Below are 12900 nucleotides of genomic sequence, written 5' to 3' on the forward strand. Positions count from 1 at the left end.
GGCGTCAGCCGACGGCGAATACCCGGTAGTGGACCTCGCACAGCGATATCTGGTTGATGGCGACGGTGTGGACGGCGTTCAGCCACCGGTAGCGTTCGTCGTCGGTCTCGAACAGCGGACTGGACCGTGCGGTCATCTCGTCGTGACGGATCAGCTCTCCGGCGGCGAACCGATCGGCGGCCGCCTTGTCCATCTGGACCCGGCCGGTGTTGGTCAGGTGGATGACGGCGCCGTCGTCGGTGCGCAGGGTGGCCCGCACATCCAGGCGTGCCACCCCGTCGGTGCCGAGCAGGACCCAATCTCCGCCGCCGGGCAGAACGTCGGCCGCGATCCGCGGTCCGACGCACCGGCCCTCCTTGATGACGTAGGTCATCCGCGTGCCCACGGGTGTGGCGAAAACCTGTGCCGACTCGAAGGTGATGCGCATGTCGAGTAGGTGGTCGAAGGCCGGGGTGGCCTCGATGTCGACGAGAGCTGTTGTCAGTGTGGTCATTTCGGCCTTCTCCTAGAGTGGGCGGATCGCGGCACCGATCAGGTCGTCGGCCTCGCCGCGGCGCAGCATGAGCCGCGCGATCGCGTCATCGGAGCCGTCGATGCGGTGCTCCTCGGCCCCCGGGCCCTGCGCCCAGTTCTTCCCGGTCCAGGTGATCGCCATCGACTTCGACGACGCGTTCAGGCGCAGGGTGACGGGCCCGCTCTCCAGAGGCTGGGCCTGGCGCAGCAGGAACAGCTCGCCGAATCCGAGGATCGCCTCGATGGTGGCGGGGGAGAACGTCGAGTGCCGTTCGCCGGTGGCCACTTTCAGATCGTCGAGGTGTACCCCGAATTCCAGGATCAGCGAGTTCAGTGCAGCGGCCACCGGGAAGTCGCCGAACGGGGTCGGTATCACCGGCCACTGACTGGGTGCCTGGTCGAACGCGGCCTGCAGGTGTGCGATCGCCAGCCGGATGGCGGCCGACAGGTCGGGGTTGGCCAGGGTGAGTTCTCCTGGCGGCGTGGTGATCTGGGCCCGGGCGCGGTGGTAGGACTCCGCGTCGCGGAAGCTGACGACGGCCACGTGGTCGGCCAGGTCGTCGATGGTCCACCCCGCGCACGGAGTGGGGGAGCGGCGCTGGGCCGGGTCGAGGCTTTCGAGCAGGTCGGCGAAGGCGAGGGCTTCGTGGCTGGCGGCGGTGAGCAGATCGTCGAGGGTCATGTCGTCACGCTAGAACCGTTGCTTGGAAAAAACAAGTAGTAAGTTGGAAATTCCAATTACAGTTATCCTGTCCCTATGGCGTCACGGTCGTACGGACAGCACTGCGCACTGGCAAAGAGCCTCGATCTGGTCGGGGATCGCTGGACCCTGCTGGTCGTCCGCGACCTCCTCGAGGGTCCCAAGCGCTATGGGGATCTCTTGGGCTCGTTGGCTCCAATCGCCACCGACATGCTGGCTGGGCGGCTGCGCGACCTGGAGGCGCACGGTTTGGTGCGCAAGCGCACGCTGCCCAAACCCGCGTCGACGACGGTGTACGAGCTCACCGAGGACGGCCAGGCCCTCGAGGACGTGATCAACGCGTACACCCGGTGGGGTCGGCACCTGATCGAAACCCGTGTGCCCGGGGACGCGGTACGGCCCGAGTGGCTGATCCGCGCGGTGCGTGCCTTCGTCCGTGCCGACCGGGACGGGCCGCCGGTCACCGTGCGCCTGATGACCCCGGAGGGGCAGGCGACCGTCGAGATCAGCCCGGACCGCGTCGACGCGTGCGAGGACGGAACGGCTGCCGACGTGACGCTCACGGGCGAGGCCGATGTGTTGGGTGCGGCGATGGACCCCGCGCAGGTGCCTGCCCTGGTAGCCGACGGCAGGTTGGTGATCGACGGCGATCCCGCCGCGGTCAGGCGGTTGGCGAAGGTTTTTGCCCCACCGCGGGTCAGGAGTTAGGCCGGTCCAGCTCGCGCAGCGCGGTCAGGAACACCGCGGCCAGGCCGAGCGCCAGCATCGGCAGGGACAGCGCCAGGAACGTCGCGTGCAACCCGGCGGCATCGGCCAGCGGCCCGGCCAGGATCAGCCCGAGCGGGCCCGCGGCGTAGGCCAGCGAACCCATTACCCCGACCACCCGGCCGCGCAGGTGGTGCGGGGCGGTGGTCTGCATGACGTAGTTGTAGATCGGCGCGATCGGTCCGTAGACGAACCCGACGATCGCACACAGCACCAGGATCAGTGGAAGCGGCGGCAGGAACGCGATCACCGTCATCGCCAACCCGAGCGTGATCACCGCGGTCAGCATGGTGGCCCGTCGGCTCAGGGTGTTCGACAGCGCCGCCCAACTCAGCGCACCCAGCAGCCCGCCGATGCTCAGCGCCATCAGCACCCAGCCCAGTTCGGTGGGTTCGTTGCGGTCGGTGAAGTACTTCGGGAACAGGACGGATTCCATCGGCATGTACAGGCCGGTCGCCACCAGATCGACGATCGCCAGCGTGCGCAATACCGGTGTGTGCCAGACGAATCGAAGCCCTTCAGCAATGCCCGCGAACACACCCTCGGTCAGCATCGAACGGTCCGGCGTGCCCGCGCCCTCCAGTCGCAGCATCGAGATGGCCAGGATCGAACAGCAGAACGCCCCGGCCGTCACCCACATGGTGTTGATCCCGCCCAGGGTGGCGATCAGCAGGCCGCCGATCCCGGGACCGACGATGTAGGCCAGGTTGAACACCGCCTCGTACACGCTGTTGGCGCGGTCCAGCGTCCAACCGGCCCGGCCGGCGGCCTCGGGCAACATCGTCTCGCGTGCCGTCATCCCGGCCGGGTCGAAGAACGCACCGAGTGCGGCCAGGGCCGCCAGCACTGCCACATTGACCGCGTCCACCCCGAAGATCAGGGCCAGCGTCGGCACTGCCGCGACCGACAGGGCCGAGAGCAGATCGGAGATCATCGAGACCCGTCGCCGGCCCAGATAGTCGACGGCGGCCCCGGCGATCAGGGTGGCGACCAACAGCGGCAGGGTTCCGGCCATCGCGACGATGGACGCGTCGACCGCGGATCCGTTGCGCTGCAATACCAGCCACGGGAACGCGACAATCGTGATGCCGTTGCCCGCACCGGCCGTCAACGCGGCGAACAGGATCAACAGCAGTGGGCCGCGCTTGGTGTTCGTCATGGGGTATCGCGGCGAATCTACAGCGCGCCCGCACCCGCCGCGACGGAATTTCCGGCACAGTGGACGAGTGCCGATCCCTCAGCTCCCACATCCAAGGACGGCAGAACTGTTCACTTCGCCGGTGCCACCCGGTGCGGGTTGGCCCGGTGATCCGGCGGATGCGACGACGCCGGTGGCGAAAACGGCCGCGCAGGTACGGAAACTGGCCGCTCGGGCCGCCACGGTGGGTGAACTGGATGCGGCTATCTCGGTGTGCCGGGCCTGCCCTCGGCTGGTCGCCTGGCGCGAGGAGGTGGCCGTCGTCAAGCGGAAATCTTTTGCCGACCAACCATATTGGGGACGACCGGCGACGGGTCTCGGCGCAGAGAGCGCTGGCATCTTCATCGTCGGGCTGGCCCCCGCCGCCCACGGAGCCAACCGCACGGGGCGGGTGTTCACCGGGGACAGGTCCGGGGATTTTCTGTTCGCCGCGCTGCACCGGGCCGGGCTGGCCAACCAGGAGGTGTGCGTCGATGCCGCCGACGGCATGCAGCTGATCGGCACCCGCATGGCCGCGGCCGTGCGCTGTGCACCGCCGGGCAACGCGCCCACCCCGGCCGAGCGGGCCACCTGCGCGCCGTGGCTGCAGGCCGAGTGGCGACTGGTCGGGCCGTCGGTTCGGGTGGTCATCGCGTTGGGCGGGTTCGCGTGGCGGGCGGCGCTGGAGCTGGTCGGGGATCGTCCCAAACCCGCGCCCAAGTTCGGTCACGGTGCGACGGCGCAGCTGACTTCGTCGTTCGGCCCGGTCACCCTGCTCGGCTGCTTTCACCCCAGCCAGCAGAACACCTTCACCGGCCGGCTCACCCCGGCCATGCTCGACGACATCTTCACCACCGCCAAGCACCTGGTGGCGCAGGCCGACGGGAACGAACCGGACCGCTCGTGACGTTGACGCTGGCATGCGGCTTTCTGTCCTCGACCTCGTCCCGGTACGCACCGACCAGTCCACCGCCGATGCCCTGACGGCCACGACTCACCTGGCGCAGACCGCTGACCGGCTCGGATACACCCGCTACTGGCTCGCCGAGCACCACAACATGCCCGCGGTGGCGGCCACCAGCCCGCCGGTGCTGATCGCCCATCTGGCCGCGCACACCACGCAGCTGCGGCTGGGGTCGGGTGGGGTGATGCTGCCCAACCATGCGCCGCTGGCGGTGGCCGAGCAGTTCGCGCTGCTCGAGGCCGCCCACCCCGGCCGTATCGACCTCGGTATCGGCCGGGCACCTGGCTCGGATCCCGTAACCTCGCTGGCGCTGCGCGGTGCCGCCGGCCGAGATGATCGCGACATCGAGGCATTCCCGCAGTACCTCGACGATGTGGTGGCGCTGATGAGTGCGCGCGGGGTGCGGGTGACTCTGCCACGGGATCTGATGCGGGAGAACTACGTGCTCAAGGCGACGCCGGCGGCGGTCACCGAGCCGCGGATGTGGCTGCTCGGCTCGTCGATGTACTCGGCGCACCTGGCCGCGGCCAAGGGGCTGCCCTACGTGTTCGCCCACCATTTCTCGGGGCACGGCACTGCCGAGGCGCTGGCCGTCTACCGCGACGAGTTCCAGCCCAGCGATCTGGCGGCCGAGCCCGTGACCTTCCTTACCGTGAATGCCTCGGTGGCCGAGACTCGGGAAGAAGCGCAGGCACTTCTGCTACCGCAACTGCAGATGATGGGCCGACTGCGCACCGGGCAGCCACTCGGTGCCCTGGACCTGGTCGAGGATGCCCAGGCCAGCACCCTCACTCCGCAGGCCCAGGCGGTCGTGGCCTCCGGGCTTCAGCGTGCTGTGGTCGGCTCGCCCACCGAGGCCGCCGACCAGGTCCGGGCCCTGGCCGAAGAATTCGACGTCGACGAGGTCATGGTCAACCCGGTGGGCTCGGCTCGCCGCGGGGCCGATCCGGCGACCGCGACGGCCCGTGACACCACCCTGGAACTGCTCGCCAAGGAGCTGTTCTGAGGCGTCAGTTCTATGGCGTCAGCACGACCACCGGAATGGGGCGTGTGGTCCGCTTCTGATAGCCGATGTAGCGGTTCTTGTTGCCCCTCATGTTGTTCACGAGCTCCCACAACCGTGGGTAGTCGGGGTCTCCGGGTAACACCGGCCTGGCCGTCACGCCGAGTCGTTTGGGACCGACGTTGATCTCGACCTGCGGTTTGGCCTTGAGGTTGTGGTACCAGCCCGGTGACGTGGGCTCGCCGCCCTTGGATGCCACCACCAGGTAATCGGCGCCGTCCTTTGCATAGGTCAGTGAATTAGCTCGCTGCTTGCCGGTTTTGGCGCCGACGGTATGCAGGATCAGCGCCGGCGGGCCACCCGGGATCGTATGTCCGATCCGGCCGTCGGTGGCTTTGTAGATCTTGTCGTGCAACAACAGCATCGGGAGGCCGATGTAACGCTCCCACCAGGGCATGCTCATGGGCTCAATCCTGCGCGGATTCGTCGAGTTGCGCCAGCGCTGCACGGAGCAGCCGTCCCGATTCCTCTCGGTTCGGATCGCGGCGCACCACCATGCCCTTGACGAAGGACAGTTTGTCGCCGGACTGTCGCGGCACCACGTGCAGGTGGATGTGGAACACGCTCTGGAACGCGGCCCTGCCGTCGTTGATCGCGATGTTGTTACCGTCGGCGTGCAGCCCGGATTGCCGCGCTGCACGGGCGATGCGCTGGCCGATGTTGGCCATCGCGGCCACCGTCTCCGCCGGCGTATCCGTCAGGTCGACGGTGTGCCGCTTCGGGATCACCAGGGTGTGTCCCCGGGTGAACGGCCTGATATCGAGAATGCCCAGATAGTCGTCGTCCTCGTAGATACGGATGGCGGGGGCCTCCCCGGCGACGATGGCGCAGAACACACAAGGCATGCCGCAACGTTAGTCGCCGGCGGCGGCTGCCCACTCGGCGACGCGACGTTCGCGCTCGGCCGGTGTGACGTCCTCGACGCGCGTCATGACGGTCCAACGCAGACCGAACGGGTCGAGGATGGAGGCGAACCGGTCACCGGTGACGAAGGTCTGTGCGGGCTCACGGATCGTCGCACCGACCTTCTCTGCGCGGGTCACCACATCGTCGACGTCGGGGCAGTACAACCCCATCGAATACGTTGCCGGGGCTCCTGGCGTGGGGGCGGCGATCTGATACGCCTCCTGTGGGTCGCCGAGTTGGAGCCGCCCGCTGCCGAAGTCCAGTTCGGCATGCGCGACGGTGCCGTCGGGCCCGTCCATCCGCTCGATGACCGTGGCACCGAACACGTTCTGGTAGAACGTGATGGCCGCGGCAGCGCCGTCGACGCAGATGAACGGGGTCAGGCTGGTGTAGCCCTCGGGAATCGGTGTGACACTCATGTCGACCAGTTTCGTAGGCTAGGGCCGATGCCGACTTGGAAAAATGCGTCACAGCAATACGCGCCAATGCACGGCGTGGTCGGCCGTGCGGGCAGTGCCTCGGCGTTCGAACTCCTTCGGTGGGCGCCGTCCGAGGAGTCCGCGCGCTTCGTCGATCACTTCTGGTCGGTGGCCTGGGACCGGCATGAGGCAGGTCCTTTCAAGAGCACGGTGATCACCTTCCCTGCCATGCATCTCACCCGCGAGTGGGGCGATGACGTTGTGCGTCATGGCCATCGGCTACCCAGCACGCTGTTGCACGGCGTGGTGCCCGAGGTTTTTGAGGTCACCATCACCGGGCGTGGTTCTGTGGTCGGGGCACGATTCAAGCCCGGCGGATTCACCGCGAGGTTCGGGGGTGACGCCGCCGCGATGACCGGACGGGTGGTCTCGGTGGGGGACGAGTTACTGTGTGCATCAGTCAATTTCGGTGAAGACGTGACGGAGATCCGGCACGGAATGGATTCGGCTATCGGTGCGATGACCGGCGAGGTGGACCCGACGTACCGGGCCTTGATGACGTTGGTCGATCGGATGCGTGACGACGCATCATTGCACCGGGTCGAGCAGGTCATGGCGCTCTCGCCGTGGAGTACGCGGACCACGCAGCGGGTGTTCCGGCGCTATGTCGGGGTGACGGTCAAGTGGGTTCTGTGCCGATATCGGTTGCAGCAGGCGGCATTCGAGATCGAGACCGTTCCCGGAGTCGATTTCGCCGATCTCGCAGTGCGACTCGGCTGGTACGACCAAGCCCATTTCATCAACGACTTCCGGTCCATGCTGGGTAGGACACCGGGGGAGTACGCGGCTGCGCATGGTGACCCTTCGGGTCGCGGCGCTTGCCGGGACCAGGTGTGAGCTGAAGCCGCTGGTCAGATAGCCCAGGCGCCTATCCCCTCCGAGGCGATCAGAGGGGCACCGCCGCCCGACCGTGCAATCAGAAGGGTGGGGGTGGTCCGTATTGTTCGGCGAGCCAGGCTTGGTAGTCGCGTTCGTATGCGAGGTCGTTGTTGAGTTCGGCGCGTAGGCGTCGTTCTTCGGCGATGCGGTCTTGGCGGTCTTGTTCGCGGGTTTTGCGGCGCCTGGGCATCTTCGCGGCCCGGTCCGGGTGCGGGGCCTGCGGTTCGGGAAGTGTGAGGCCCCCGGTGGGTTGGGCCAGGGTGGGAAACATGGCAGCACCGTGCGGTTCGGTGATGTAGTTGTGTCCGGTCGGGGACTGGAATTCGATAGTGCCGTCGGGGAATTGACGGTCGGTCCAGCCGGGGCAGAACGTTTTCACCAAATGGTGGGCCCGGCAGAAGAGTTTGGTGTTCGACGGATGCGTCGGGCCCGCGGGCCAGGGTGCGGTGTGGTCGATGTCGCAGCGCTCGACGGGGGCATCACAACCGGGGAACCGGCAGGTCAGGTCCCGCCACCGGATGAACTCCGAGAGCGCCACCGACGGGCGGTACCCCGGCTCGGTGGCATCGGAGTCGGTGGTTGGGGCGGGCACGACCACTGGTTTGAGTGTGGCGTTGGCGGCCAGGTTCCGCACCGATTCGGCGGGCAGGATGCCATGGCCGGGCAGATACCCCGGCGCATCAGAGCTGCCGTCAAGGGTGGCCTGCTCGGCCAACACATGAACCACCGCAGCATCGGCCGCGGCCCGCTTCTGGGTGGCTGGGCAGTCCTCACGACCACACCGGCACGGCAACTGGGATTCCAGCCGGGCCAACGGCCCGATGGCATCGGCACGGCGCTGCTCACGGGTACGCGGATCGTGGTCACACACCGTGTCGGCCACCGCGTCCAACCGTTGATGCAGCGCGGCGCCGTCTTCGGCGTGCAGGTTGCCCCACAGCGAGGCCATACCCGGGCTGCTCGGCTCGATCTGCACGAACCGCTCGGCATTCACATCCGGAGGCACCCGCACCCCGTTGGGGTCGAGTTTGGCGATCCACTGATCCACCCGATCCCGTAACTGGCGTTCCGAAAGCCGCATCCATCGAGGTGCCCGCCCGGCCAACTGCGCATCCAACCGGCCCCACATCGCGCTATCCACGGTTTCGGTGCGGGTGATGATGACACACACCATCCGATAATCGATATCCCCGACCGCGAAGCGGGCGGCCACCTGGGGCAGTTTGTCGCGCAGTACGCGGGCGCGGTGGATCTGGGCGCCGGCCCGACCCCGGCTGATCCGCATCGCCGCCGAAATCTCGGCGGCCACCGCTTCGAACGGGTCGGTGGTCCAGAAGATCGACTCGGCCAATTCGCGTTCCCGCAGCGCATCCAGCGCCCCGATCGCGGCAAGTCGCCCCGCGATCGCCATCGACTCGGCCCGCGCCCCAGCACCGACCGCGTCGATCAGCGCCACATCGGACCCCGACTCGATGTCGAACATACGTTCGAGTATGCCACGTGTGGGTGACACGTAGGACGGATCCGCGAAATCAGGGCAACGCCGCGGCCTGTGCCATGTGCCCCTCGAAGCCGAGCCGGGTTGCCATGTCCCGGTACCGGTCACGGGATTCGCGGTAGCTCGCGTCGTCACCCTTCGCGCGTGCGATGAGCGTCCGCACCCGCAGCAGCATGATGTCGCGAATGACCAGGCCGTCCTCGGCCGGGGCCGCCGCCAGTCTGGCGATTGCCGCCTCGGCTTCGGCCACATCGCCCTCTGCGCCCCGGTCCAGCAAGGCTTCGGCGAGGATTCCGGTTGCCAAGATGTTGTACGGAAGCTGCCCGCTGTGGAAGAGATCGTCGACCGCTTCGCGCAGCATCCGGATGGCTCCGGCCCGGTCACCGCGCTTGGCCCGTTCGCGCGCGGTGTAGACGTCGATACCGACCAGCTCGGACATATAGAAGGTTCCGTTCACACACATCTGCCGCACCTGGCCGAGGATGGCCAGCCCACGCTCGCGGTCCGCCGGCGAATCTCGGTTCAGCAAGGCGTATCCCATGGTCAACCGGGCCAGGCCGAGCGCGATGTCGTCGCCGGCCCCTTCGGTGGTCTGCAGTGCCCCGTCGATGTTGTGTAGCGCTTCGTCGTTGGCGAGGAGTACGCCGCAGGACACCGTGGTGAAGTACGTCCAAGTGATCACCAGAGCATGGGTGAACCTGTCGGTGTTGCGCGCCATGGCGAGCGCATGCTCGAGGTCCGCCCGCCAACCGTCAAGGCCCAGGGCCCATTTGGCGATACTGCGGGCTGCGAAGGCCACTGCCAATGGTGAGCCGACGATGAAGTTGCCCTTGGTGAAGTCGCCGTCGGCCAGGTCGATCGCCATCTGCGACCAGCGCAGCACCTCGCCCAATTCGCCGCTCTCGATCTTGAGCGAGATGGGAGTGACCGACAAGCCGACGGTGAGTGCGGGATCGCCGATGGACTCGATCAGGTTCATGTGCTCGGAGACCTGCAGTGACGCTTCGCGGATCCGTCCCTGCATCATCAGTTCGCCGGTCAGCCCGGCTATGCCGATGGCCAGTGAGGCTTTGTCCCCGGCGGCCTCGCACAGTTCCCTCAGTTCCTCGAAGCGGGCCCCCGAGACACTCGTGTTGCTCCGGAAACCATTGCCGCACACCAGAGTGCGCGGAGCTATCCGCATCGCGGCCCGGTCAGGATCATCGGCGGGCAGCAGGTCGGCGATCTGGCGGGCGCGCTCCCAACACATCTGGGCTGCGGCGGCATCGCGGTTGTTTGCCCACGCGCCGGCGCGCATATGCCAGCTGTACGCCGCATGCAGGTCGCCCGCGGCTTCCAGGTGTTCGGCGATCAATGCCGCGTTCTCGTCGGCCGGCCCGGGTTCGCGCGCAGCTATGGTGTCCGCGAGCCGCCGATGTAGTTCAGCGCGATCGGACTTCAACTGTGATTCGTAGGCGACGGTCCGCACCATCGGGTGGTGGAAGGCGTATTCCGCATGCGGCGTGTACTGCACTTGGTCGATCAACTCGGCTTCGACCAGATCCTCGAAGACCGGTTCGGTGTCCAGGCAGGCCAGCAATCCTGCACTGAACCGGGACCCGATCACCGCGGCAGCGCTCAGCGTCCGTTTGGCCGCCGGATCCAGTCGGTCGATGCGGGCAGCGATGGTGGCTTGCAGCGTGGCGGGCACGCTGATCCGGCCGTGGCCCCCGTTCAGTACATAGGCGCCACGTTCGCCGCGCAGCAGACCGCGTTCGGCCAGATCCCGGACGATCTCAAGGGCGAAGAACGGGTTTCCGGCGGCCCGCCCGGTGATGGTTTCGGTCAGGTCGGCGGCGCCGTCACCGGCCCCCAGTAGTTCGTTGATCAAGGCCGATGTCTCAGAATTGTCCAGTGGCGCAAGCACGATCGTCTGCGCACCGTGGACGTGACTCAATGCGCCATGATATTCGGGGCGGTAGGTGATCACCACCAGGGATGGGGTCTGCGGCGTCACCAACAGGAAGTCTGACAACATCGATTCGCTGACGCTGTCGACCCAGTGGGCATCCTCGACGACGTAGACCGCCGGACTGCTTCGCGCCAGCGACGCCGCGTTGACGAGGGTGGTGAGCCGGCGCCGTCGAGCATCGGGGTCGATTACCGGCAGAACGACGTCGGGGTCGCCGATGCCGAGCAGGTCGTCGAGCAGCTCGAGGTTCTCTGTGGTGTCGTCGGGAACTTGGGCGCGAAGCTTGGCCCGGGCCGACTCTCTGTCCAGGTCTGCCACACCAAATCCCGCCCGCAGCAGGCCGGTGATGGCATGAAATGGGATCTCGCTGGTGTGGGACTCGCAGAATGTGGAATGCACCGGCACACCGCGTGCGGCAGCCTTCGCCGCGAGTTCGCTGACCAGCCGGCTCTTGCCGATACCGGGCCCGCCCACCAGCAGAACGATGCTGCCGTGGCCCTGGATCGAGCGTTCCAGGATGCCCTCGACGGCGGACAGTTCCCAGCCTCGGCCGACCAGGGTGGATTCGCCGATTGTGAGCAGGTTGTGTGTGGAATTGAGCTCGAGCAACCGGCGGGCCCGGATCGGGCGATCGGCGCCTTTGACCTGCACCATCTCGGCCTCGCCCAGCATCACGGTGTCTTCGACCAGGCGTGCTGTGGACTCGGTGAGCATCACCCCACCGGGCGGCGCGACCGATTCCATCCGTTGTGCCATACCCACGTGCTCACCGATCGCGGTGTAGCTCATCGTGTCGGTGCCGACTTCGCCGGTGATGACCTGACCTGAGCTGAGTCCGATGCGCAGTTGCAGGTCGAGGCCGTCGCGGGCCGTTACCTGTGCGGCCAGCAGGGTGGTCTGCTGCTGGATCTCGAGTGCGGCCAGGCAAGAGCGAAAAGCGTGGTCTTCCAACGCAACCGGTGCGCCGAAAATGGCCATGATGCCGTCACCGGTGAATTTGTCGACGGTGCCGCCGTATCGGCGGACCACGGCGGCGGAATGGTTGAACAGGTCGCTCATGATCTCGCGGAGCCGCTCGGCGCCCAAGGTCGCCGCGATGTCCATGGACCGCACGACATCGGCGAACAAAACGGTCACTTGCTTGTATTCGGCGCCCGGAGTCGATGCAACGGGTGCGCCGCACGCGTCGCAGTACCGGGCGCCTGCCCGGGGCTCGGTGCCACACGTGCGGCACGTCGCAGTTTCCGTCATTCGAAAGCCCCCGCCATCGGAGAACCTGCTGCAACGAGAATAGAACGCAGCAACGTCGAAGGGGAGGGGAAGCTGCACTGTCGAGATGGGCCTTTTCCGGAGCAACGACTAATCGAGCAACGACCAATCGAGCAACGACGTGCGCCTAGCCCTCCAGCGCCATCCGCCAGGCAGTCAGCTTGTCCTCGTAGCTCATCGTCTGTGCGGGGCTGGTCGAGGGGGCCCGCAGGCTGGGCATCAGGGGTGGGCCGACCAGGCGCCGGTAGTTGCTCTCGGCGGCGGCTCCGTTGAAGACCAAGCGTTCGAGCGTGCGGTGCGCGGCGAAGAAGGCCGCAAAGTCGTTGGCCACCATGCTGTCGCGTTCGACGGCAGAGTCCAGACTGCCCACTCGACGGCAGGATCGGAGCACATCCCACACCGCGACCCGGTGCGCGCACAGTGCAGCTACCCGCTGCGCATAGGGCTCTTCGGCGCCGAATCCGAAGAGTGAACCGGTGATCCGCCAGAACGCGTTGCGCGGATTGCCGTAGTACTGACCGGAGGTCAGCGACATCACGCTCGGCATGTTGCCCAGGACCAGTACCCGGGGCTCCGCACCGGCGATGGGGTCCAGTCCGTGCAACAGCTCGGTCACCCCCGCATGTATACGCCGCGCGCACGCGGGCGCCCCGAACGGTGTGGGGGGAGTCACGTTCGGGGCGCCATGTCGTGGGTCGTCAGCTCAGGGGGTGGGCCTCCTGTCCTCCGTGCACCG

13 protein-coding genes are annotated in these 12900 nt (G+C 67.2%); 4 read left to right on the top strand and 9 right to left on the bottom strand.

Annotated elements, in window-relative coordinates:
- Window positions 1-4: 4 nt before the first annotated feature.
- Both G6N44_RS24835 and G6N44_RS24840 read right to left on the bottom strand, forming a co-directional pair.
- Window positions 5-493, bottom strand: coding sequence for a DUF3237 domain-containing protein (locus G6N44_RS24835; protein WP_163668638.1), 489 nt, complete (start codon window positions 491-493; stop codon window positions 5-7).
- A gap of 12 nt (window positions 494-505) precedes the next feature.
- On the bottom strand, window positions 506-1195 hold the full coding sequence (locus G6N44_RS24840) for a maleylpyruvate isomerase family mycothiol-dependent enzyme (RefSeq protein ID WP_163668640.1): 690 nt from the start codon (window positions 1193-1195) through the stop codon (window positions 506-508).
- 75 nt (window positions 1196-1270) lie between these two features.
- On the opposite strand from G6N44_RS24840, the gene G6N44_RS24845 reads away from it, so the two are divergent.
- Window positions 1271-1921, top strand: coding sequence for an HxlR-like winged helix-turn-helix transcriptional regulator (locus tag G6N44_RS24845; protein WP_163668642.1), 651 nt, complete (start codon window positions 1271-1273; stop codon window positions 1919-1921).
- Here the strand turns inward: G6N44_RS24845 and G6N44_RS24850 are convergent.
- The gene (locus G6N44_RS24850; protein ID WP_163668644.1) at window positions 1911-3137 is read right to left on the bottom strand and encodes a multidrug efflux MFS transporter Tap; all 1227 of its coding nucleotides are present in this window, start codon (window positions 3135-3137) and stop codon (window positions 1911-1913) included. The genes G6N44_RS24845 and G6N44_RS24850 overlap by 11 nt on opposite strands.
- 121 nt (window positions 3138-3258) lie before the next feature.
- Here G6N44_RS24850 and G6N44_RS24855 point away from each other — a divergent pair, with 121 nt between their 5' ends.
- Both G6N44_RS24855 and G6N44_RS24860 read left to right on the top strand, forming a co-directional pair.
- Window positions 3259-4062 (top strand): uracil-DNA glycosylase, encoded by an 804-nt coding sequence (locus G6N44_RS24855; protein WP_372508169.1) that lies wholly within the window; start codon window positions 3259-3261, stop codon window positions 4060-4062.
- A 13-nt stretch (window positions 4063-4075) separates the two neighbouring features.
- The gene (locus tag G6N44_RS24860) at window positions 4076-5125 is read left to right on the top strand and encodes an LLM class flavin-dependent oxidoreductase (RefSeq protein ID WP_163668648.1); all 1050 of its coding nucleotides are present in this window, start codon (window positions 4076-4078) and stop codon (window positions 5123-5125) included.
- Between the two features lie 10 nt (window positions 5126-5135).
- Here the strand turns inward: G6N44_RS24860 and G6N44_RS24865 are convergent, their stop codons facing one another.
- Genes G6N44_RS24865 through G6N44_RS24875 form a run of 3 tightly spaced genes read right to left on the bottom strand, consistent with a single transcriptional unit; the run spans window position 5136 to window position 6507 of the window.
- Window positions 5136-5579 carry a nitroreductase family deazaflavin-dependent oxidoreductase gene (locus G6N44_RS24865; protein WP_163670320.1) on the bottom strand — a complete coding sequence of 148 codons (444 nt, stop codon included), beginning with the start codon at window positions 5577-5579 and terminating at the stop codon, window positions 5136-5138.
- 10 nt (window positions 5580-5589) lie between these two features.
- Window positions 5590-6027 carry an HIT family protein gene (locus G6N44_RS24870; RefSeq protein WP_163668650.1) on the bottom strand — a complete coding sequence of 146 codons (438 nt, stop codon included), beginning with the start codon at window positions 6025-6027 and terminating at the stop codon, window positions 5590-5592.
- A 9-nt stretch (window positions 6028-6036) separates the two neighbouring features.
- Window positions 6037-6507 (bottom strand): VOC family protein, encoded by a 471-nt coding sequence (locus tag G6N44_RS24875; protein ID WP_163668653.1) that lies wholly within the window; start codon window positions 6505-6507, stop codon window positions 6037-6039.
- 27 nt (window positions 6508-6534) lie between these two features.
- Between G6N44_RS24875 and G6N44_RS24880 the strand changes: the two genes are divergently transcribed.
- Window positions 6535-7404 (top strand): AraC family transcriptional regulator, encoded by an 870-nt coding sequence (locus G6N44_RS24880; RefSeq protein ID WP_163668655.1) that lies wholly within the window; start codon window positions 6535-6537, stop codon window positions 7402-7404.
- A 79-nt stretch (window positions 7405-7483) separates the two neighbouring features.
- On the opposite strand, the gene G6N44_RS24885 is transcribed toward G6N44_RS24880, so the two are convergent.
- From G6N44_RS24885 to G6N44_RS24895, 3 genes are all read right to left on the bottom strand, one after another.
- Window positions 7484-8929, bottom strand: a complete 1446-nt coding sequence (locus G6N44_RS24885) for an HNH endonuclease signature motif containing protein (RefSeq protein WP_163668657.1) — start codon at window positions 8927-8929, stop codon at window positions 7484-7486.
- 49 nt (window positions 8930-8978) lie between these two features.
- Window positions 8979-12032, bottom strand: a complete 3054-nt coding sequence (locus G6N44_RS24890) for an ATP-binding protein (RefSeq protein ID WP_308213869.1) — start codon at window positions 12030-12032, stop codon at window positions 8979-8981.
- A gap of 259 nt (window positions 12033-12291) precedes the next feature.
- On the bottom strand, window positions 12292-12780 hold the full coding sequence (locus tag G6N44_RS24895) for a DNA-deoxyinosine glycosylase (RefSeq protein ID WP_163668662.1): 489 nt from the start codon (window positions 12778-12780) through the stop codon (window positions 12292-12294).
- Between the last annotated feature and the right edge of the window lie 120 nt (window positions 12781-12900).

The organism is Mycolicibacterium alvei (genome assembly GCF_010727325.1).
In the GTDB taxonomy this organism is placed as follows: Bacteria; Actinomycetota; Actinomycetes; order Mycobacteriales; family Mycobacteriaceae; genus Mycobacterium; species Mycobacterium alvei.

Coding starts and splice junctions, on each gene's coding strand:
- G6N44_RS24880 (WP_163668655.1), top strand. CDS start 6,535: ATGCCGACTTGGAAAAATGCGTCACAGCAATACGCGCCAATGCACGGC.
- G6N44_RS24840 (WP_163668640.1), bottom strand. CDS start 1,195: ATGACCCTCGACGATCTGCTCACCGCCGCCAGCCACGAAGCCCTCGCC.
- G6N44_RS24850 (WP_163668644.1), bottom strand. CDS start 3,137: ATGACGAACACCAAGCGCGGCCCACTGCTGTTGATCCTGTTCGCCGCG.
- G6N44_RS24875 (WP_163668653.1), bottom strand. CDS start 6,507: ATGAGTGTCACACCGATTCCCGAGGGCTACACCAGCCTGACCCCGTTC.
- G6N44_RS24865 (WP_163670320.1), bottom strand. CDS start 5,579: ATGCCCTGGTGGGAGCGTTACATCGGCCTCCCGATGCTGTTGTTGCAC.
- G6N44_RS24835 (WP_163668638.1), bottom strand. CDS start 493: ATGACCACACTGACAACAGCTCTCGTCGACATCGAGGCCACCCCGGCC.
- G6N44_RS24885 (WP_163668657.1), bottom strand. CDS start 8,929: ATGTTCGACATCGAGTCGGGGTCCGATGTGGCGCTGATCGACGCGGTC.
- G6N44_RS24870 (WP_163668650.1), bottom strand. CDS start 6,027: ATGCCTTGTGTGTTCTGCGCCATCGTCGCCGGGGAGGCCCCCGCCATC.
- G6N44_RS24860 (WP_163668648.1), top strand. CDS start 4,076: ATGCGGCTTTCTGTCCTCGACCTCGTCCCGGTACGCACCGACCAGTCC.
- G6N44_RS24845 (WP_163668642.1), top strand. CDS start 1,271: ATGGCGTCACGGTCGTACGGACAGCACTGCGCACTGGCAAAGAGCCTC.